We start from the raw sequence: 21,288 nt of genomic DNA on the forward strand, positions 1-21,288 counted from the left end.
CAATGCATTGAAAATAGAAGAGAGTATGAATATGATAAACAAAAGGAGAATTGAAAGGACGGAGACGATGGCGAAATGCGTAAATAAAAAAAGCAAAACAAACAAAAGTCGTCTTCAAACGCAAACAGCCACCTTTAGAGGTCGGCAATCTTCCTTTCAGGTTCGAGATGTCGTTGAGCGAAGATTGAGTCGCCCCGGTAATGAGACCCTTTCCGCCATGGAAGAGGGAAGAAGGATCGCCGCTGATAATGACGCCCCTGCTTATACAACCATTGAGGAATTAAAAACGGTTTTGGAAAAATAAAAATAGAAGTGGTTGTTTCCAAAATGGAAATAACCACTTTTGGTTTAGAAATAGTGAACGAAATCCAACCATTGAAAAGTGCAAGAGTTCAACATGAGGTCGCGAAACTTTGCTATAATAGACTCAACAGAACCTCTCCACGCTTAATGCAGACTTCCTGCATGCGGACCACGGAGAGGGCTTTTTATTTTAAGGCGAAGGATGCGAAGGACACCCTTGAAAGTAAATCTTGAAGCGATTCTATATCCCCAACAAAAAAAGCTGCCCTTGCGAGCAGCTTCTTTTTATGCCTTAAATACAAGCCTTGTAAATCGCCAGCACATCCTCTTCCTTCAGATCCACAAAGCCGCGGATCACGCCGCCGGCGTGGTCGGCACAAGCCTTGGCCATTTCCGCCAAATGTTCCTCGCCGATGCCCACATCCTTTAAATTCATGGGGATCCCCAGGCGCACGAAGAAATCGTAAAGAGCGTCGATGGCCTCTTGGGCGGCATCCACATTGTCGTCGGTCTTAATATCGAAGACGCGGCGACCGAAGCGGGCGATCTTTGCCGCGGTCTTGGCACTTAACACGTGGCTGAGCCAACGCGGCGTCAAAATAGCCAGCCCCATCCCGTGGGTAATGTCGTAAAAAGCGGAAAGCTCGTGCTCCATGGGGTGCACACTCCATGCTTGGCCCTTGCCCGTGGAAAGCAAGCCGTTAATCGCCCAGCTGGATGCCCACATTAAATTGGCCCTGGCTTCCAAATCACCGCCGTCCTTAATCGCCGCAGGCCCGGCGTGGACACAGGTGCGCAAAATGCCCTCCGACATAGAATCCTGCATAAAGGCACTGTCGTCCACGGAAAAATAATTTTCCATGGTGTGGCTCATAATATCCGCCGTTCCCGCCGCCGTGTGGTAGGCATTCACCGTCGTCGTGTAAGCGGGATTCATGAGGCTCGCCTTGGGAAGCACCTTGCTGCTCTTCCAGCCCAGCTTTTCCTTCGTTTCGAGATTGGTGATCACCGATGCCGTATCCATTTCGGAACCCGTGGCCGCCAAAGTCAGCACCGCACAAATCGGCAGAGCGGCCTTTACCTTCACCTCTTTCTTTACGATGGCCCAGGGATCGCCGGGAGTCAACGTGCCGGCGGCGATGAGCTTCGCCGCGTCAATGGTGGAGCCGCCGCCGATAGGCACGATGACATCCACCCCTTCCTTCTTCACCCGGTCGATCCCCTTACGCACACTGTCGATGCGGGGATTGGGCTCAATGCCGCCGTGATCCACCGTCTCCACCCCGGCGGCGCCGAGAGCACCCGTAATCTCGTCGTAAATGCCGTTTCGCTTCACGGAGCCGCCGCCGAAAACAATCAGCGCCTTGTCCCCGTAAGACTTCACCGCATCGGCAAAAGCACGCACCTGACCCTCGCCGAAAAAAATCGTCGTCGGTACCGAAAAAATAAACTTGTCCATAATGCCTCCTGTCCATAGATTCATTTCTTTAACTCTATTATACCCGAAGAAACATGGGCGGCGGCAGGAAAAACGATGAAGAGGAGGGGGAATGGGTATAAATAAAAGCAAACAAAGGAGGCAATATGAACAAGCAAGACATTTACAACTTTTTAGACGAAAAAAACATCGCCTACGAAGTCACCGAACACGAAGCCGTCATGAATATGGAAGAGCTGAGCAAAGTGGACCTCCTCTACCCGGGCCGCGACGCCAAAAACCTCTTCGTTCGCGACGACAAAAAGAAAAACTACTACCTGATCACCGTCTTCGGCGACAAGCGCGTGGACCTGAAACAATTTAAAGAAAAACACAACACCCGCCGCCTGTCTTTCGGAAAAGATCACGATCTAAAAGAAAAACTGGATCTGGAAACCGGCGCCGTGAGCCCCTTCGGCCTCTTAAACGATGCCGAGCACGCCGTGCACTTCTATTTGGACAAGCAATTCACCAAAAACGGCGGCATCATCGGCATCCATCCCAACGACAACACCGCCACCGTGTGGCTCAAAGCCGAGGACTTAATTAAACTTATCGAAGCGGCGGGAAACCCGGTGCACGTGGTATCCATGTAATCGAAATAGGTGATAAAGAAAGCATCTGTGATAGAGTGACCCCATAAAGTTGGACTTAATCGAGTAAGCATTTCGCTTGCTCGATTTTGTTTTACATAACATTCCTTCTATGCTGCATTCATGCGTTCACGGTATTGCTTCGGACTTAAACCTCCTAACTTTTCTTTGATTCGATCGTTGTTGTAGTAGCGGATAAAGTGTTCGATGGCCCGCACAAGTTCTTGCCGGCTCCGGTAGACATAGCCGTCGTAGACTTCTCTTTTCAGCACACTGAAGAAGTTCTCCATGGGTGCGTTGTCGTAGCAGTTGCCTTTTCTGGACATGCTTTGAAAGATGTGGTGCTCTTCTAACATGGCTTGATAGGCGGTCATCTGGTAGCCCCAGCCACGATCGGAGTGGAAGGTGCGGCGGTAGGGGCAGCCGTTGGTTCGTTCGATGGCTTCTTCTAAGCCTCGTAGCATGGTGACGCCGTTGGGCTGATCGGAGAGGACGTAGCTGATGATTTCCAGATTGTACATGTCCATGTACGGATCGAGGTAGAGTTTCTTTGTTTGAAGTTTCCCCGCCTCATCTTCTTCGTAGTATTTAAATTCCGTGGTGTCGGTGGTAATTTTTTGGTAGGGGATGCAGGTGTTGAAGCGTCGATTGATTCGATTTTTCTTGATTTTCCCGACGACGCCTTTGTAGGAGTTGTACTTCTTGTATTTTCTGCCATAAGCACGAACTTGAAGGCCCATGACCTGAACCAGTCGTTGAACTTTCTTTTTGTTGACCGCCCATCCCCGGTTTTTCAACTCCAGATGGATCCTTCGGTAGCCATAGTCTTTGTGTTCACGCCGAATGGCCAAGATTTCATCCTTTAACGCTTGATCCTTATCTTCTTCGCTCCACTTTTTCTGCCAATACATAAAGGTGGATTTTGGAAAGTTGATGGCGGCAAGAATCTTTCTTAGTTGGAATTGTCCTCGGAGTTTGGCGACGATCCTCGCCTTTTGTTCATTTTTTCTTCCCTCACCAAACTCCTTAGCTCCTCCAAGTACATCTTTTGAATGGTGAGTATTTCATTCTCCGCTTCCAATTCTTTGATGCGGTTTTCCAATGCCTCCCGTGTGGATGCATCAAGAGGCTCCTTCTTTGTTGAAGACTTTGGTGTTTGATTGCGATCGTTATTCTTCGTCACAGGTCTCCCTCGCTTATGTGATCGCAGACCCTCAACGCCCTCCTCTCGGTACTGTCTGCGCCAGTTGGCGATGATGGACGGATTCGTCAAACCGAGTTCAAGGGCCAATTGTTGGTAGCTGTATTCGCTCGTTTCGTAGCGTTTAATGGCTTCTAACTTAAACTCTACACTGTACGAGCGTTTATTTCTAGAGCGCATTAAGCCTTCATTGCCAAAATGTTTGTAATTGTTGACCCAGCGTTCAATTTGCGAGACGCCGATTTGGTATTTCTTAGCCAAGATTTTATGACCTGCGTGTCCATTCAAATATTCCTCAACAATTTTCCTCTTCAATTCATAACTGTATTTTGCCATTAAAAGACCCCCAAAGGTTGGATTTTTTTGGTCCAACTTTTGGGGGTCAGTGCATGAAGGTGCTTTTTTTATTGAGAAAATATTTCCCTTAAAATGTGTAAATTTACGGAATTTATATAGATTTTTGATAGGGGGGGGTGGTACAATAAAATCATATACCGCCTTGATAAAGTAAAAAAATGACGAAAAAAAGGCAGTGTGTTTTTTAAGGAGGGATTGCAAGGAAAAACACTCGGTAGGCGATAGCAATGAGAAACAGAAAAGGAGGAAAGCATGGATTTTAAGCATGCGCGAAAGCGAGTGGCAGCAGGTGCCCTGGCGGCCATTATGGTCACAACGGCATTGCCTGTTTCCGTTTTTGCCGAAACCTATAAAGCAATCGATCCAAAAACGGGCAAGGAGACCATCCAAACCACGGATTGGAACTTAACGGAAGATAATTTAAAAGAAAAGAATTACTGGCCGCTGGCGAATGGACAATACTTGCGTGAAGTATCCAACTTGGCCGAACCATTGAAAAACCCGATGATCGGTTATGGTGGCTACTTTATTCGCCCCGATGGCAGAACCGTCATGCGACTGACCATGAGGAAGTTCGACAAGGTTGGCACCGGTGTATGGCACGTCATGCAACTGAAGCTGGAAGACAGCTTCTACGATATGGTTGACTGGAACGATATCGAAACGGGAATTTACAAAGGCGTTTCGGCAGGTTCGACTCTCGGATGGTACCATGACGACAAAACCTACGATACGATTACACCTTTTGGTGTCACCAACATCACCAATGCAGGGACAACCAACGTAAAAGAAGTCAATATTGCCCAAAATGGAAACACAGGCGCCACGGCGGCGATGAATGAAGTGCCCATCAACTTGGTTTTGAAAAAGGGCCAAACCGTAGATAAGTTCGCCAAAGAACCTTTGGTTCAAATGCGGCTGATGACGAGCGATAGAAAGGAAATTGCTTGTTATACGGATAAAGCAACGGGTAGGGGGAACTATTCAACTTACACATTCGCCTCTATCGTGCCTATCAAACACAATTATGAACAAAATCTCTTAAGAGAAATTCGTCATTCTGTTACGCCGGACCGGTTTTTCCGCGGCGGCGGCTCTTCAGTATACTTCAATAAAGAAAAAGGCTATATTGAAGTCAGACACCGCTACAACAAGGTGGGTACGGCGAACAACACAATATACGGACGAGAAATAGGCTATCGGCAAGTGGTAGATAAGCGTTTCTTTGACGTCTTAGAGCCAATTGATGCATCGGGCACCATCGCTCATATTTACTCCACAGCGAACAACGGGAATCCATCACCCGGACGTCTAGATAAAGAAGGCAAGCCGACGCCAAAAGGCTCCGTCGCTGTATTGAAAGAGAACATTAACTTCCCGAAAGGGAGCGATGTGGGCTTTATTCAAATCGCCAATAACGCATTTGATCGTACACAGGAGGCCCAAGAGGGAATAAAAACCAACCTTACCGTCAACGAGCCCTTAGCATCGTGGCTTGACGGGGTTGAATCCCTCTTAAATGGTGGTCAAAGCACCATCGTCCGCTACTATGTGAACCCGGAAAAAGTAGAAAAGCTCCTGAATGACAACGATGGCCTCCAATACTTCCCCTTCTATTCCGCTGTTATTACAGACAACAAAGAAGGACAGTATAAGTACAGCTTTAAGTTGGACAAAGATGTCACCATTCGTGGCGGCGAAAAGATTAAGATTGATTTTGCCGACAAGTTTGGTAGTGGGATTCTTTCTGACGCGGCAGCGCCACGAAACCGTGAAATGCGCTTAGGCATTCGTGGACAAGGGACGGAAATGTTCCTGGGATCAAATTTCCTTCATGCCGGACAAGGGCAATTCTATGAATACACCGTTCAAAAGGGTATGGACATGACCTTAAAGGCGGGCACGGAACTCTATCTATTTACCAATTATAAGGATGGCGGCGAAGCTACCCTTCACTTTAAGGATTCGCCGGAGATGTACCGGGCAAATTACGTAGAAGACCACAGCCCCATCGTTATGGACTGGCAAGGCACGTACTCTGCCGGTACCGTAACCACCACCTACCAAAAGCCTGACGTGGACGAAATTTTCGTCGGCGACACCAAGATTTCCGGTCGCACCGCTTATGAAAATGCGCAAATCGACATTAAAAAGTCCAAAGAAGACAAGGATGTTCAAAACATTACCGCCAAGCCCGGCGATACATCCAACAAGGCCGACAGCCGTATCGACGTAAAGGTCAATGGCGTGAACCAAAAAGGTTATGAATTTGACACGGAAATGCCCGGCAAAGACAAGACCTTTACCATGCCGACCTTGGAAAGAGATATGCCGCTCTTGTTCAGCAATACCGACGTGGAAACCCTGGCGGGCGAATCCAGACCGCCGGTCGTGGAACAAGTTCAAGCGAAAGTAACATTCGATTTGAACGGCGTCACCTCCACCGATAACAAGGCTACTATTGAAAAGATCGCTCCCCTCAGTGCCGAATACAAATACGACATTGAAACCGGAAAGGCCAATGCTAACTATAAGGCCAGCGGTTTTGAAGGCGACAATGTGAAAAAAGACGCCAAAGGCAACTTGCTCGATCACGATGGCAATCCGCTGAAAGATGATGCATTGAAATTAAGACAAATGCCCACGAAAGACGCCATTAAATTGCCCCAAGGCAAGAAATTACTCGGTTGGACCACTGTGAAATTGGCAGCCAAAGATGGAAAGAGCGTGGCTGAGCAGTTCAACGAATTGAAAGACGGCAGCAAGGTCGTCACCAAAGCGAGCGACTGGGCAAAAGCGGAAAAAGAAGCCTATGTCTTTGACGCTAACTCCCCCATCGACACCAATCGCACAGTCTACGCTGTTTACGGGGAAGGCATTAACTTAATCCTTCACTCCAACAACACCGCCGATCCTAAGGACGAACAAACGATAACGGTGCCGATTACGATTTCCGACGTCGATAAGACAAACAAAATCATCGACGCCGTTTCCAGCGCCACCTTATCAAAGATGAAGGGGAACCTGATTATCAAGCAATTGCCCAAGGTGCCAGTCACCGGCGAGCAAGGGGAGATTGACAAGATTGCGGATACCAAGGCGAAGACCTTTAATATTCCTGAAAACTCCTTTATCGGTTGGACCACCACACGCTACACGAACGACGATAGTTCTGGATTTGCTGCAGGGAACAACAACGAACGGATCGGTGAAATCACCCAAGGCCTTGTAGCAAAAGGAACCAAGCGGATTCCTCAAAAAACCGAATGGTTAAAAGACCTGAAGGTCGTTCAAAATACACGTTATATTCCCAACGGCTACTCCGTGGCGGTGCGCGCGGAAGATGTAAACAAAGCCTACGCAGATGACTTAGCACAAGCCATTGAAGAAGGCAAGGACATTCACCTTTATGCCAACTACCGCCCCTTCTTCGACATCAATGTCGTGGCTTCGTACAAAAACATCGACACCAAACAAGGCAAGTATGGCAAGTACGTGGACGACGTTGATGGTGCTAAGAAAAAACCTGCAAAGATCGGCCTTTTGAGACGGACAGCGGTTACCAACTACGGTGAGCCGACGGTTCACCAAAATGCCAACTACTATCCCTTAGGCGATGCCGGCTTAAAAGAGTGGGACGGCACGGAAAAAACCTTAACGTGGAAACTGCCCGGCTTTGACGAATTGGGACAACGGATGTCCTATGTATCGGCAGTCGTTCCCGCAGGCATGGAAGATGCCTACAAGAACTTCAAGGTGCCCAACTGGGGCGATTTAGGCTTAAAGACCTATCTTCGTTTGCAAGGCGACGCCGCCACGGTAGACCCCAATGCGCCCAAGAACTTACACGAAAAAGCGGGCAATCCCTACGGCGATCCCTTGGCGAAAAACCAAGCCTACAGCATCGGTGTTGACGCCTTTACTTCGGCAACATCCAGAACGGCGACTACGGTCGATCGTCAAAATACAGAGGAAGTCGTCGGCTACACCATTTGGAACACCTCCACACCCTTGGACATTCCGAAACCTGCCTTTGCCAATGTCTATGACACCGACAAAGAAGCCAAGCTCACTTGGGGCGCGGCGGAAAAGAAAGCCGGAATCAAAGCCATTAAGCTTACCGTTGCAGACGGCACGGAAGTCGTGCTTGCAAAACAACCCGACGGCAGCTACACAGGCGGCGAATTCACAGCCACGGAAGGAACAGACAAAGATGCAGGTAAGTTAATTATCGGCAGCCTGAACCTGAAAGGAAAGGCAGGCCAAGACATTGTCGCCAAGTACGTGGTTGAAAAAGCCGGCAAAGACATCGACGGTCAGGAAGGCCGTGTAACCATCAACCAACGAGGCACCTCCGCTCCGGTTGATCGAATGAAGCAAGTGCCCAATACCCAAGACGGCAAACCCGTCGTGGAATTCGACATTCCCAACCCCACCTTAAACAAGCCCACTCCCGGCACGGAATACGTGGCACAAAAGTGGGATAAAGACAACAACAAGTGGGTGGATGTCGGCAAGACCACCATGGAAAACACCGACACCTTGGGGAAAACCAAGACCATTACCCTCGACGGCGTTAAGGATGGCGACATCGTTCGCATCGTATCCAAGCAACCGGATATGATTCCTGCGGCGTCCAACAACGACGGCGATAAGGCCATCGGCGAAAAGGATGTAGCCAACAGAGACTACGTCAAGATCGACGCCGCCGGCCCGCAATTTGATCAAACAAAAGCGGAAGACGAACTCTTTAGACGCTTCGTGGATTTGAAGGCCATCTTGTCTGAAATCCCCGAAGGACGTAAGGTTCATGTGACCGTTCAATTGGGAACCGGCATCCAAGAATTTGACTATGAAGTTACAACCGAGGGCACCAAAGCTTCCTTAGAACTCTTGAACACCATCTTGAGAGAAGGCGTCAATGACGGCCAAGATCCCGTCATCACCATTACCGCTGTCGATGAGTATGGCAACAAGACGGAAAAAATTGTGGACTACACCAGGACCTATCAACTGATGGTCGAAATGAAAGGCTACAGAAGCGGCAGAAAATTCGTAAAAGTCACAGCAGATAGAGACAATGCACAAGTGACCTTGAAAGTCATCGGTCAAGACGGCAGCGAAAAATCTTCCGCAACGGCAACCGTTCAAACCAACGGAACCTTTGTTAAAGCGGTATTCGCTAATGGCTACAAATTAAAAGCCGGCGACCGCATCGTGGTTAGCGGCACTTGCACGGAAGCCGGAAAGACCTATACGACCAATCCGCAGATACTGGATATTAAGTAAATCCAACTGAGATAGAGAAGACAGAAGAACCGGAGGGGGAGGGAGTCCCTCCCCTTAAAGGAGGTAAAATGAAGTCAAAAACAAAACTGCTTTCATTGCTTCTGACACTCGCGATGCTACTTTCCACCTTTGGAAACACGGCCTACGCCGTGAGCCAATACGCAAAGGAAACGAGCGGCGGGTATGAAGAATTACAAGGCAAAATTGAAGGCGGAAGAGAAGTTTTTTCGTTCAACGTACCTGAAAACAAAACGAGCGTAAGGACCCTGAGAAGAGTGCCTCGCCGCGCACCTGCACAATGGGACACGGCCGTTGAGTTAAAAGCCACCGGCCTCGGCGGAAAAGCCTTTGATTGGGACGCGCTCCCTAACAAGTCTTTTGACCTTGTGGCCAAGTGGACCACCAAAGACGGACAAGAACACAAGAAAAAAGTGGGTCCCATAACCGAAGCCGGAACAAAAGAGTTTAACATCGGTTGGCCCACCGACGGCACCATGGTAGATAATGCATCTTTGGAAGCGGAATACCAAGGAAACATCAAAATTCGCGTTGATTTTTCCAGCTCAACCGCTCCCGGATCTGCAGGCAAGTTGCACTTCCGTATTAGACTGACGGAATTAGCCAACCCCATCGTGAACGTGAAATATGTGGATCCCTACGGCAAAGCCTTAAAGGCGGAAGATTTGCCCACAGGCAATATGCCCAATATTACAGCTGACAACCTAACCGATGTCAGCCTGCCCTTGCCGGCCAAGGATGCGGAACTGAATGTCCGGACTTCGGAAGACATTGATGATGATCAATTAAATGAAGCCGTTGACGGCGTGGAATACAAAGTCGACGGCAAAGGCAATGGGGACAAGATTACCCTTGGAGACAAAGAATACAAGATCGCTTTATCCGAGAAAAATCCAAAAGAACCGGCGACGATTTCCCTCGTGTACGGGGCCGATGTCCTCGTGCCCGATCGCGGCGATGACGGAAAATACCCCGACGTCCCCGAGGGCTATGTGCGACTCACCTTTAAGGCAGATCAAGTCCCCGGCAAACGTGAGGGTAAATTCAATGACTTGGGTGAAAAGATAAAAGTCATCGACGTCAAAGAAGGGCTCAAGTACAACAACCAGGCATTGCAAAAAGAAATTGCCAAACTAAAACCGATACCGACAAGAACCAAGACAACCACTCCTGATAATAATCGGGTATTTGAAAGCTGGACGCCCGACGTGCCGAAGGATGACACAGTCGTTACGACGGCTGAATATACGGCAAAATACGGAAGCAAATACAGCAACAAAGACGTCATTCCCTACGTCCCTGCAGATAAAGACGATCCGACCAAACCGGACGACCCCAATATCCCGACCAAAGATGATGACGGAAAAGAAATCAACAGAGATAACTACGTCATCGTCGCCTTCAAAGTCAGCCCGGACAACTCGGGAACCTTAACCTTAGGTAAAGAAAAAGAAAAACCAGTCATCTCCGCCCTGGTGAAAAAAGACACCGCATGGGAAGGCTTTACCATGCCAACAACAAATAACGCAAATAGCTATGTCTTCTGGCACTGGGATGACGCCCCGGCAGACAAAGTCGCCGACGGCCAAGTCCGCATCGCCAAATTCATCAAGAGCGGCGACGAAATTCAACCGGGCGATCCGAAACTCCCCGACGGCTTCTTTAAAGTCACCGTGAGCAAGGGCGAAGGCGTACAAGCCGATTCCCTCTTCGGAAAAACCTACGCCGTCAAGAAAGACGACACATTAGCGAAAGACAAATTCCCGACACTAAAAGCAGAACAAACCTTCAGCAATCCCAAGTGGTACAACGAGGAAAACGCCGTTGAGAACAACAAACCGGAAGAAGTAGCAATAACAGGAAATACAACATTCCTAGCAAAAGCAGATAAGAAAGTCGTTATCATTCCGGACGACCAAGACAATCCTGGAAAAACACCGGAAGGTTATGTAAGAGTAACCTTTGCACCTGGAACAGACGGAGCATTCGGAGCAAACGACAAGAAAGTATTTGATGTATTAAAAGGCAAGACAATCCAAGACGCTCAAGCAGCAAATCCGGCCCTAACAATTCCGACAGTAACAGCAAACACAGGAAAAGAATGGGCAGGCTGGACAGCAGCAAGCAAGGATTATGCAAAAGACTTAACAGACTACACGACAGCATTAAATGCAAATGTAGACTTCACGGCAAAATACACAGATAAGAAAGTCGTTATCATTCCGGACGACCAAGACAATCCTGGAAAAACACCGGAAGGTTATGTAAGAGTAACCTTTGCACCTGGAACAGACGGAGCATTCGGAGCAAACGACAAGAAAGTATTTGATGTATTAAAAGGCAAGACAATCCAAGACGCTCAAGCAGCAAATCCGGCCCTAACAATTCCGACAGTAACAGCAAACACAGGAAAAGAATGGGCAGGCTGGACAGCAGCAAGCAAGGATTATGCAAAAGACTTAACAGACTACACGACAGCATTAAATGCAAATGTAGACTTCACGGCAAAATACACAGATAAGAAAGTCGTTATCATTCCGGACGACCAAGACAATCCTGGAAAAACACCGGAAGGTTATGTAAGAGTAACCTTTGCACCTGGAACAGACGGAGCATTCGGAGCAAACGACAAGAAAGTATTTGATGTATTAAAAGGCAAGACAATCCAAGACGCTCAAGCAGCAAATCCGGCCCTAACAATTCCGACAGTAACAGCAAACACAGGAAAAGAATGGGCAGGCTGGACAGCAGCAAGCAAGGATTATGCAAAAGACTTAACAGACTACACGACAGCATTAAATGCAAATGTAGACTTCACGGCAAAATACACAGATAAGAAAGTCGTTATCATTCCGGACGACCAAGACAATCCTGGAAAAACACCGGAAGGTTATGTAAGAGTAACCTTTGCACCTGGAACAGACGGAGCATTCGGAGCAAACGACAAGAAAGTATTTGATGTATTAAAAGGCAAGACAATCCAAGACGCTCAAGCAGCAAATCCGGCCCTAACAATTCCGACAGTAACAGCAAACACAGGAAAAGAATGGGCAGGCTGGACAGCAGCAAGCAAGGATTATGCAAAAGACTTAACAGACTACACGACAGCATTAAATGCAAATGTAGACTTCACGGCAAAATACACAGATAAGAAAGTCGTTATCATTCCGGACGACCAAGACAATCCTGGAAAAACACCGGAAGGTTATGTAAGAGTAACCTTTGCACCTGGAACAGACGGAGCATTCGGAGCAAACGACAAGAAAGTATTTGATGTATTAAAAGGCAAGACAATCCAAGACGCTCAAGCAGCAAATCCGGCCCTAACAATTCCGACAGTAACAGCAAACACAGGAAAAGAATGGGCAGGCTGGACAGCAGCAAGCAAGGATTATGCAAAAGACTTAAAAGACTACAAAACAGCATTAGATGCAAATGTAGACTTCACGGCAAAATACACAGATAAAGCTGCTCCAGCTACTTTCGATAAGGCAAACATCATCGGTATCGAAGTCATTAAAGACCCGACCAAGATGACCTACACCGAAGGCGACAAACCGAATCACGACGGCATCAAAGTCAAACTCACCGACAAAAACGGCAACACCGTTGAAATCGGCAAAGATCAACTGACTGAATACGGCGTCACCGTGACCCCGACAGAAAAAACCGATCTGACCATCAACGACCACAACGGCAAACCCTTCGTTGCCAAAGTCAACGGAAAAGACGCCGGCGGACAACCGACAGAATTGACCGCCGATGGCAAGACCAACATCATCGTCAATCCGAAGCAAGCAGATCCGGGTAAATCCGATAAACCTATCATCAATCGTCCGACGGAAGGTGATGATAAGATCACCGGTAAGGGCAAACCCGGTGCAGAAATTGTCGTAACGGATAAGGACAAAAAGGAAATCGGCAGGACCACCGTCGGTACTGACGGCAAGTGGTCCGTTCCCGTTCCCGTCGATCGTCCGCTGAAACCGGGCGAAACCATTACCGCAACGCAAACGGAAAAAGGTAAAGAACCCGCTACTGAAACCGCTATTGTAAAAGGTAAAGATAACGGCGGCACCTGGTTCATCCCCTGGACCCCGTCGACGCCTTCTGATGAAAAACCGAAACACGAAACCGCCATTCACAAGCTGTATATCTATGGCTACGAAGACAGCACCTTCAGACCCGAAGGCAATATGACTCGTGCCGAAGCGGCAGCGATGATCGCTCGTCTGCAAGGTTTGGATCTTTCCAACAAGGCAAGACCCGACTTTATGGACGTACGCAGTGGCTGGTACAATGCGGCCATTAATGCGGTTGTGAACGCAGGTTATATGAAGGGTTATCCCGACGGCACGTTCCGCCCCGACGGCAAGATCACTCGTGCTGAATTTGCACAAATGATCAGGGCCATCGACAAAGCCAATACCGGCATGGCACCCTTCGCCGACGTGAAGGGCCACTGGGCAGAAGCGGCGATTAATCAAGCTTATGCCAACGATCGAATCGCCGGTTATCCGGACGGTACCTTCCGCCCGAATGATCAAATCACCCGTGCAGAAGCGGTTACGATCTTTAACAAGCTTTACGATCGTCATGTCGAAGAACCCGGCATTGCCGATGTGAAGAGCAGATTGGTCGAATTTAACGACATTAACCGCGGCCACTGGGCATACTTCCAAGTTGTCGAAGCATCCAACACTCACGAATTCTACCGCACCGAAAAGGGCAAGGTAGATGAAACTTGGGTACGCGTTCTTCAAAACTGGAAAGAGGCATTAGCCAATCGCTAAGAATCAAAAAGAAGGAATCGAGTTTTTACTCGGTTCCTTTTTTGTGCTTCGAATGCCCTTGTCATTAAAGGGAAAGGCTCGTACAATGGTAATGGTAGTATTCGAATGAAACTATACATTTATTTTTTACAACTGAATGGTCACGCCTATGTATTGCACTCAAACGAGGTGATAACATGAAAAAGCTTGGCATTATCGGCGCCGGCAAGGTCGGCGTCAGCTTGGGGATCGCTCTGTTTTCATCGGGGCCCCTGAGGATCAGCGGCTATTACAGCCGCAGTCTTTCAAGCGCCCAATACGGCGCGGAAAAAACGGGAAGCACGTGCTTTCGGAGTCTAAGTGAATTGCTCGACGCAAGCGATGTGATTCTCATCGCCACTCCCGACGATGTCATCGAGGATGTGTGGCGACAGCTTTTACAATTGAATATTTCGGGAAAGATTCTCTGCCACACGGCGGGCAGTTTGTCTTCTTCCCTTTTCTTTCATCGTACTACCAAGGACGTTTCTGCCGCATCTCTGCATCCCTTAATGGCCATTGCCGACAGGGAGACGGGATACGCATCCGTCGGTAGTGCGTTTTTTACTTTAGAGGGCGACGATGAGGCCGTGGCGGTGTTTAAGGACTGTCTGGACGCCCATGGTATCGCCTATAAGGTGATGACGTCGACGGACAAGGCCACCTACCACCTGGCTACGGCGGTGATGAGTAATTTGGTGGTGGCGGTAAGCGCCATGGCCTTTGATCTCATGAAGGACGTGGGCTTTGACGAATCGGAGGCGAAGGTGGCTTTGAAGCCTCTCGCCGAAAAGAATCTGGCGAAGATTTTCGACGTGGGCCCCGCCGCCGCGTTGACGGGGCCGGTGGAGCGCTGTGATTTGACCACGGTGGGCCGCCATTTAGATGCTCTGGCCCGTAAGGGCGACGATGATGCAGAGGCTCTGTATCGTGCGGCGAGTTTGATTTTATGCGACATTGGCGAGGCGAAGCACGAAGGCCGCCCCTATGACGCCATGCGAATGCTTTTAAAAGGAGAGGAAGAATGAAAAAAGTAACGGTACGTACATTTAACGAGGCGAAGGTATCGGGCGAAAAGCTCACCATGATTACCTGCTACGATTACTCCACGGCGAAGCTGGTGGACAAGTCGGGGATCGATTCCATTTTAATCGGCGACAGTTTGGGCATGACCATGCTGGGCTACGAGGACACTCTTTCCGTCACCGTAGAGGATATGATTCACCATTCCGCCGCCGTGGCTCGGGGCGCGAAGCATCCTCTGATTATTTGCGACATGCCCTTTATGTCTTACTCCACGGGCATTCGCGACAGCGTCATTAATGCCGGCCGCCTCATCGCCGAAGGCCACGCCCACGCCGTGAAGCTGGAAGGCGGCGTGGAGGTGAAGGACGTGATTAAGGCCATTGTAGATGCGAAGATTCCCGTCTGCGCCCACATCGGCCTTACGCCTCAATCGGTGAATGCCTTTGGCGGCTTCCGCGTACAGGGCAAGGACGAGGCCACGGTGGCGAAGCTTTTCGCCGACGCCAAGGCCGTGGAAGAGGCAGGGGCTTTCGCCGTGGTTCTGGAATGTGTGCCGGCGGCGCTGGCAAAGAAGCTGACGGAGATGCTTTCCATTCCCACCATCGGCATCGGCGCCGGGGCGGACTGCGACGGCCAGGTCTTGGTCTATCAGGATATGCTGGGCATGTTCGACGATTTCGTGCCGAAATTCGTCCGTCAATTCGCTCACGTCGGCGAAGTGATGGTGCAGGGCTTTAAGGATTACAACGACGCGGTGAAGGACGGCAGCTTCCCCACGAAGGAACACGAATTTTCCATGGACGAACGGTTACTGGAGGACAAATAAAACGATGAAGATTATTACGAGGGTAGATGAATTAAGAGAAGCATGCAAGGCGGCCAAGGCCAAGGGCAGTGTGGGTCTCGTGCCCACCATGGGTGCCTTGCACGAGGGCCACGGCTCTTTGATTAAAAGATGTCGGGAAGAAAATGACACGGTGGTGGTGTCGGTCTTCGTCAATCCCCTGCAATTTGCACCGGGGGAAGACTACGAGGAGTATCCTCGGGACATCGACAAGGACGGCGCCTTTTGCGAAAGCTTGGGGGCGGACATCGTCTTTCATCCGGAGCCGGAGGAAATGTATCCGGAAAATTTCGGCTTCCGCGTTACGCCGCCCGAGTCCATGACTCACATTCTCTGCGGCATTACCCGGCCCATTCACTTTGCCGGCGTGGCCACGGTGCTTACCAAGCTCTTTAACTTGGTGGCGCCGGACAGGGCCTACTTCGGTCAAAAGGACGTGCAACAGGTGGCCATTGTAGAGGCCATGGTGCGGGATTTAAATATGGATCTCGCCATCGTGCCCTGCCCCATTGTGCGGGAAGCGGACGGCCTGGCGAAGAGCTCCAGAAACCGCTACTTAAATGCTGAGGAGCGAAAGGCCGCCGTGGTTTTATCCCGCTCCATCAAAATGGCCAAGGCCATGGTGCAAGACGGCGAAAGACATGTGGCCGCCCTATTGGACGCAGTGACGAAGGAAATCGAAGCCGAGCCTTTGGCGAAGATCGACTACGTGGGAATCCTCCGCTTCCCTCACTTCGAGCGGGATGCGGAATTGGTGGAAGACAGCTTTATCGCCATGGCGGTCTACATCGGCAGCACCCGCCTTATCGACAACAGCTTCTTTAGAGATGATTTGAAAAAATAAGGCATGAAAAAAGACGGCTCCACGCGGGGGCCGCCTTTTTAATCTTCTTCTAAAATTTTCTTCCACTTGGCTAAATTTTCCTTCTCCTTCTCAGCCAATTCGGGGTAGGTCGGGTTCATCTCTTTCATGAGATCGAGCATGATTTCCGACACGGCGTAGCGGGCATACCACTTGCGGTCGGCGGGAATAATGTACCAGGGGGATTTTTCCGTGGAGGTGTGGGCGATTAGATCTTCGTAGGCCTTTTGGTAGTCGTCCCAGTAGGCTCGCTCGTTGACATCGGAAGAGGAAAACTTCCAGTGCTTTTCGGGCCGTGTGATCCGCTCCAAAAGCCGCTCCTTCTGCTCGTCTTTGGACAGGTGGAGAAAAAATTTCACCACGGTAAAGCCGTTGTCGTTCAGGTAATCTTCGAAGGCGACGATTTCTTTAAAGCGGCGGGTCCAAATGTGATCGTCCACCAAGTCCCGAGGCATGGGGGAATCTTTCAAGAGATCGTGGACGCGGGTGACCAGCACGTCTTCGTAGTGGCTGCGGTTGAAGATGGCGATTTCGCCGCGGCGGGGCAGGGCCCTCGCGATGCGCCACAGGTAATCGTGATCCAGCTCTTCGGCATTGGGCACCTTAAAGGGAGTGACGGTGACGCCTTGGGGGTTCAGGGCCGTAAAGACGTGTTTAATGAGGCCGTCTTTTCCCGCGGCGTCCATGGCCTGCAGGACCACGACGATGCCCCGGGTGTTTTCCGCGTAGAGGGCGTCTTGAATCTGTGCCATGGCCTTTAGGTTTTCGGGAAGGTATTTTTCCTTCACCTCTTTTTTCTCCAAGGGGCCGTCGTAGGAGGTGGCGTAATCTTTTAGATGAATCTTTGTCTTTTCGTGGACTTTATATCGTTTTGTTTCCATAGGACACCGCCTTTTCGGGTATAATATATCTACAGATTGAGACAGGAGGATTTTATGAAAAAAGAATTAAGAAGAAGCACCACCGACCGCGTCTTCGCCGGCGTTTGCGGCGGCTTAGGCGAATATTTCGACATCGACTCCAATATCGTTCGCATCTTGTGGGTTCTCTTCGCCTTCGGCGGAGGAAGCGGCCTGTTGGTTTACATTATTTGCGCGCTGTTGATTCCCGAAGAAACTACTTGGTAAGAGCGTCTTCTCTTGCCCTCAACAGCCGTTCGTTTTTCGGGTCCAAGGCCAGATAGGCGTCGAAGATTTTTTCGGCGTCTTTTTTATTGCCCTTGGCCAGGGTGCTGTTCGCCTCCAAAATGGCTTCCGTTTGAATGCTCTCCATCATGGCTCGGGCGTTGGCGTAATTGTGGCGATCCTCTTCCACCACTTTTTTGTAATTGGCGTAAGCGGCCAAGGTGTCGCCTGCGCGGGAAAGCTCCAGGGCCTTGTTGTAATTGGCGTCGGAATCCTTTAATGTGTCCAGTTCCTGAATTTTCAGGGCCATGTCCACATTGTCCACCGTGGGAGGCAGATCGTCGTAAATGGCCTCGGCCTTGTCGTATTCGCCCATGGCGATGTAGCTTTGCGCCTTTTCGTAATTGCGCTTCGTGCTGATGCCGTCGTAGATGTGAAAGGCGAAGGCCGTGAGGGAGATGACGGCGGCGGCGACGATTAGAAAGACCAGGGCGCTTTTTTTCTTCGAGGGCGCCGGTGCGATTGCCGTGCCCCGCTCCAAGTCGATTTCATCCAGGGGGCGAATGGGCATGGTCTCTTCATAGGCCGTGGCTCGATCGGCGAAGTCCCGGTCTTTGTTTACATAGAGCTGAAAGAGCTTTTTGTTCACCTGCCGCTCGGTGACCGCCGAGAGCACGAAGTCTTTGGAGCGGCTGCAGTGGCGGCAGATTGCGTCTTCGTCGCCGTTGGTAAAGCCGCAGATGCAGCGCCACATGCCGGCGGTGCGATCGCCGTAAGTATAAAAATCCGGGCCGAAAAGTTTTTTCAGCTCGTCTTTTTTTTCTTTGGGAATAATGGGCACGGTAAAGAGCGTTTCCTTGGTGCGGTCGTAGTAATTGCGGGTGCCGTCGTCGAAATGCACCTCCGCGATGCGGATCCGCACGCCCCGCGCCGTGTGGTGGCGCTCGTCCAAAATCCAGTGGGGCAGGTAGGACAGGGACTTGGGCTTCAGCGCCAGCTTTTCGTAGCTGTGTTGAAAGACCGTCTCGTCGAAAATGTATTTGCCGAAGGCGTTAATGAAAAGCACGTCCAGCTTTAAGAAGGTGACGATTTTATTCGTGTTGTTAATGGCGTCGATGACCAAGGCGAAATCCGTGTCCGCCTGGGCCAAGTAGGCGTCCACCACCTGCACCTCGTTGGCCGGATTCATGCGTACTTTTGTCAAAATGGTTCGCATAGAAACCTCCTCGCCCTTATTATAAAAAAAGGCCGCTGAAGAAACAAGAAGGGCGTAAAAAAAGCACCTTGCGGTGCTAGCGGCGGTAAATTTCCGGGAGAAAGCGGTGTTGTTTTTTCGACAGAACAAAGCCGATGAATACCCCCAGCATATTTAAGAGCCAATCGTCGATGTCGGCGCTGCGCCCCGTAAAATACTGCAAGGTTTCCACGAGGAGAAAGGCGACGGCGTAAAGGAGCAGGGTGGGCTTTCGGTCTTTCAGGCGCCGAAAGAGCACCGGGGTAAGAAAGCCCAGGGGCACGGCGATGAGAATGTTGCCGAAAATATTTAAAAACATGCCCGTAAAGGTGCCGTAGCGCCAAAAGGCCTTTACCGTGGCGAAGGGAATGAGATTGAGCTTCCAATCGGCGAGGGTCGTGTCGATGCCTAAGATCACCCCGCCCATTTGCAAACGCTCGTTGCCGACGAGAAGAAAAAACGAAAGCCACAGGCAGTAGGTGGAAAAGGCCAGGAGCAGTCGCTCTCGCTTTCGATTGCTTCTCTTTTTTTGTTTGGAAAAGACTTGGGTGCGAATCAGTGAAAAAGAAAAGAAGGAAAAAATGACCACGACAGGGGTCATCTTCAGTACATAGTAAATCAAAAATACCTCTCCGGTTCAAAATCCGCCAAGCTTTCCAAGGTGACGTCGCTGTTTTTTATGATGTCGTCCCAGTAGGGCAGATTGTAATCGTCCCTGACGGCCACGGTAAATAGCCCCGCTTCCCTTGCCGATGCCAGGGCGTAGTGGGCATCGTCCACAAAGAGGATCTCTTCGGGGGCCACCTTCAGCTTCTCGGCGAGAATGTGATAGAAGCGGGTGTCGCTTTTTTCCATATTCACGCCGTCGCAGGTTTGGATGAAATCGAAATAAGGCTCCATATTGAAGCGGCGCACGGCGGGCATGAGAAGCTCTTCGTTGGTGGCGGTGGCGAGAACCACGGGACCTAAGCGGCGGGCTTTTTCCAATGCCTCCATGGCACCTTCCTTCAGGGGCAGGGTCTTGCCGTAGCCGTCGATTAAAATGGCGCCCATTTCGTCGAAGATCGCCTCCGGCGACTCGTCCAGCTCCAAGACCTTCTTAAAAAAGGCACTGGATTGTTTTAAACTCATGGTGGTCACTTTCTCGTGAATGGCGTCGGTGTAAATCTTCCCTTTGGATTCGACGAAATTGCGGCCCAAGTGGCGCCACATGCCCATGGAATCGATAAGGGTTCCGTCGAAGTCAAATGCGGTGGCTTTCATAGATTTCCTTTCTGTTACTTGCGGCAGAGCACTTCCAGTGCCATGAGTCCGTTGATTAAATCTTTTCCGTTGTTAAAACTCATGCCGATGCGGTAGCCGTCCAGGCGCGCCACGCCGGGAAGCATTTCCGCCTTGTCGGCGTGGAGGGTCCTGTTGGTTTCGATGGTCACATTATAGGGCGCCGTGAGATCCCCCAGGGGCATGGCGGAAAAATCTTTGTCCAGAACCAGGCCCACCTTCTCTATAATTTCCTTTCGCACCGATTGGAAATTGCGGTGGATGACGGCATTGTGTCCCAAGCTTTTCTTCGTCACCACGTATTCCACATAGGGCATGTAGCCTTCCAAAATCAGCTGGCTGTGAAGGCCGCTGTCGCCGATGATCAGACCCACGGGCACGTGCTTTTCCTTGGCGTAAATTTGATTGATCATGGCCTCGGAGCATTTAATACCGTTGATGCTTACCCGGTGAAAGGCCGTGGAGTAGGCGTGGTCCATATTGGCCCGGTGATGGCCGCCGGAAGCGTGGTAGCCGAGAAAAAAGATAATGTCGTGGCGGTCCAGGCCGCTCATCATGTATTCGTTCCGGGGATAGCCGGAGACCAGCTCGATGCGCTCGTCCATTTTCGAGAGGGTCAGGTAGTCTAAATTTTTGCCTTCGCCGTGGCTGTCGGAAATGGTAATGGTCTCCACCTCGTCGTTTTTCGGGCTTTGGCGAATGCCGTCGATGACCGCCTGGAGATGGGCGTGAATGGATTCCAGATAGGCGCCTGTGCGTTTAAATTCATCGCTGAAGCGGTCGATGCCGGCGATGCCTTCCATGTCGAAGGAAATATATATATTCATGTAAAGCTCCTTTCCGTGATAGGATAGAAGATAAGAAAGGG

General features: G+C 50.1%; 15 protein-coding genes and 1 pseudogene. 8 read left to right on the plus strand and 8 right to left on the minus strand.

Translation table 11 applies throughout. The features are described 5' to 3' along the window. The first annotated feature begins 67 nt into the window (after positions 1-67). Entirely contained in the window at positions 68-304 is a 237-nt protein-coding gene (locus BN7444_RS04920) for a hypothetical protein (RefSeq protein ID WP_135122036.1), read from the plus strand. Positions 305-595: 291 nt separating this feature from the next. On the opposite strand, the gene BN7444_RS04925 is transcribed toward BN7444_RS04920, so the two are convergent. After that, entirely contained in the window at positions 596-1,762 is a 1,167-nt protein-coding gene (locus BN7444_RS04925; protein ID WP_068456562.1) for an iron-containing alcohol dehydrogenase, read from the minus strand. A 125-nt stretch (positions 1,763-1,887) separates the two neighbouring features. Between BN7444_RS04925 and BN7444_RS04930 the strand changes: the two genes are divergently transcribed. Then, on the plus strand, positions 1,888-2,376 hold the full coding sequence (locus BN7444_RS04930) for a prolyl-tRNA synthetase associated domain-containing protein (RefSeq protein ID WP_068456565.1): 489 nt from the start codon (positions 1,888-1,890) through the stop codon (positions 2,374-2,376). A 107-nt stretch (positions 2,377-2,483) separates the two neighbouring features. Here BN7444_RS04930 and BN7444_RS09515 read toward each other — a convergent pair. Both BN7444_RS09515 and BN7444_RS09520 read right to left on the minus strand, forming a co-directional pair. Continuing rightward, positions 2,484-3,362: pseudogene (locus BN7444_RS09515) on the minus strand (IS3 family transposase); the annotation flags it as partial. Next, positions 3,326-4,198 (minus strand): helix-turn-helix domain-containing protein, encoded by an 873-nt coding sequence (locus BN7444_RS09520; RefSeq protein ID WP_335340607.1) that lies wholly within the window; start codon positions 4,196-4,198, stop codon positions 3,326-3,328. The gene BN7444_RS09520 and the pseudogene BN7444_RS09515, both read right to left, overlap by 37 nt. Here BN7444_RS09520 and BN7444_RS04945 point away from each other — a divergent pair. The 5 genes from BN7444_RS04945 to panC all read left to right on the plus strand — a co-directional run bounded on the left by BN7444_RS04945 (position 4,184) and on the right by panC (position 16,763). Further along, a complete protein-coding gene (locus tag BN7444_RS04945; RefSeq protein ID WP_068456567.1) occupies positions 4,184-9,220 on the plus strand; it encodes a hypothetical protein in 5,037 nt (1,678 codons plus the stop codon). The two genes, BN7444_RS09520 and BN7444_RS04945, sit on opposite strands and share 15 nt — an antisense overlap. A gap of 68 nt (positions 9,221-9,288) precedes the next feature. Beyond that, entirely contained in the window at positions 9,289-14,031 is a 4,743-nt protein-coding gene (locus BN7444_RS09280; RefSeq protein ID WP_135122037.1) for an S-layer homology domain-containing protein, read from the plus strand. Between the two features lie 176 nt (positions 14,032-14,207). Then, positions 14,208-15,077 (plus strand): Rossmann-like and DUF2520 domain-containing protein, encoded by an 870-nt coding sequence (locus BN7444_RS04955; protein ID WP_068456570.1) that lies wholly within the window; start codon positions 14,208-14,210, stop codon positions 15,075-15,077. Next, on the plus strand, positions 15,074-15,901 hold the full coding sequence (gene panB / locus BN7444_RS04960) for a 3-methyl-2-oxobutanoate hydroxymethyltransferase (protein WP_068456574.1): 828 nt from the start codon (positions 15,074-15,076) through the stop codon (positions 15,899-15,901). The genes BN7444_RS04955 and panB overlap by 4 nt, the downstream gene beginning before the upstream one ends. 4 nt (positions 15,902-15,905) lie before the next feature. Continuing rightward, the gene (panC, locus tag BN7444_RS04965) at positions 15,906-16,763 is read left to right on the plus strand and encodes a pantoate--beta-alanine ligase (RefSeq protein WP_068456576.1); all 858 of its coding nucleotides are present in this window, start codon (positions 15,906-15,908) and stop codon (positions 16,761-16,763) included. Between the two features lie 38 nt (positions 16,764-16,801). Here the strand turns inward: panC and BN7444_RS04970 are convergent, their stop codons facing one another. Further along, complete coding sequence (locus tag BN7444_RS04970) at positions 16,802-17,662, minus strand: polyphosphate kinase 2 family protein (protein ID WP_068456579.1); 861 nt, start codon at positions 17,660-17,662, stop codon at positions 16,802-16,804. A 54-nt stretch (positions 17,663-17,716) separates the two neighbouring features. On the opposite strand from BN7444_RS04970, the gene BN7444_RS04975 reads away from it, so the two are divergent. After that, entirely contained in the window at positions 17,717-17,908 is a 192-nt protein-coding gene (locus tag BN7444_RS04975; protein ID WP_068456582.1) for a PspC domain-containing protein, read from the plus strand. Here BN7444_RS04975 and BN7444_RS04980 read toward each other — a convergent pair. The 4 genes from BN7444_RS04980 to BN7444_RS04995 all read right to left on the minus strand — a co-directional run bounded on the left by BN7444_RS04980 (position 17,898) and on the right by BN7444_RS04995 (position 21,247). After that, the gene (locus BN7444_RS04980) at positions 17,898-19,121 is read right to left on the minus strand and encodes a tetratricopeptide repeat protein (protein ID WP_068456586.1); all 1,224 of its coding nucleotides are present in this window, start codon (positions 19,119-19,121) and stop codon (positions 17,898-17,900) included. The genes BN7444_RS04975 and BN7444_RS04980 overlap by 11 nt on opposite strands. Before the next feature lie 76 nt (positions 19,122-19,197). After that, positions 19,198-19,761: a VanZ family protein gene (locus BN7444_RS04985; protein ID WP_068456589.1), complete on the minus strand. Its 564-nt coding sequence runs from the start codon at positions 19,759-19,761 to the stop codon at positions 19,198-19,200. Further along, entirely contained in the window at positions 19,758-20,402 is a 645-nt protein-coding gene (locus BN7444_RS04990) for an HAD family hydrolase (protein WP_068456592.1), read from the minus strand. Before BN7444_RS04990 ends, BN7444_RS04985 begins: the two co-directional genes overlap by 4 nt. 14 nt (positions 20,403-20,416) lie before the next feature. Beyond that, complete coding sequence (locus tag BN7444_RS04995; protein WP_068456595.1) at positions 20,417-21,247, minus strand: M55 family metallopeptidase; 831 nt, start codon at positions 21,245-21,247, stop codon at positions 20,417-20,419. Positions 21,248-21,288 lie beyond the last annotated feature (41 nt).

Source organism: Peptoniphilus pacaensis (assembly GCF_900088125.1).
GTDB classification, from domain to species: Bacteria; Bacillota; Clostridia; order Tissierellales; family Peptoniphilaceae; genus Aedoeadaptatus; species Aedoeadaptatus pacaensis.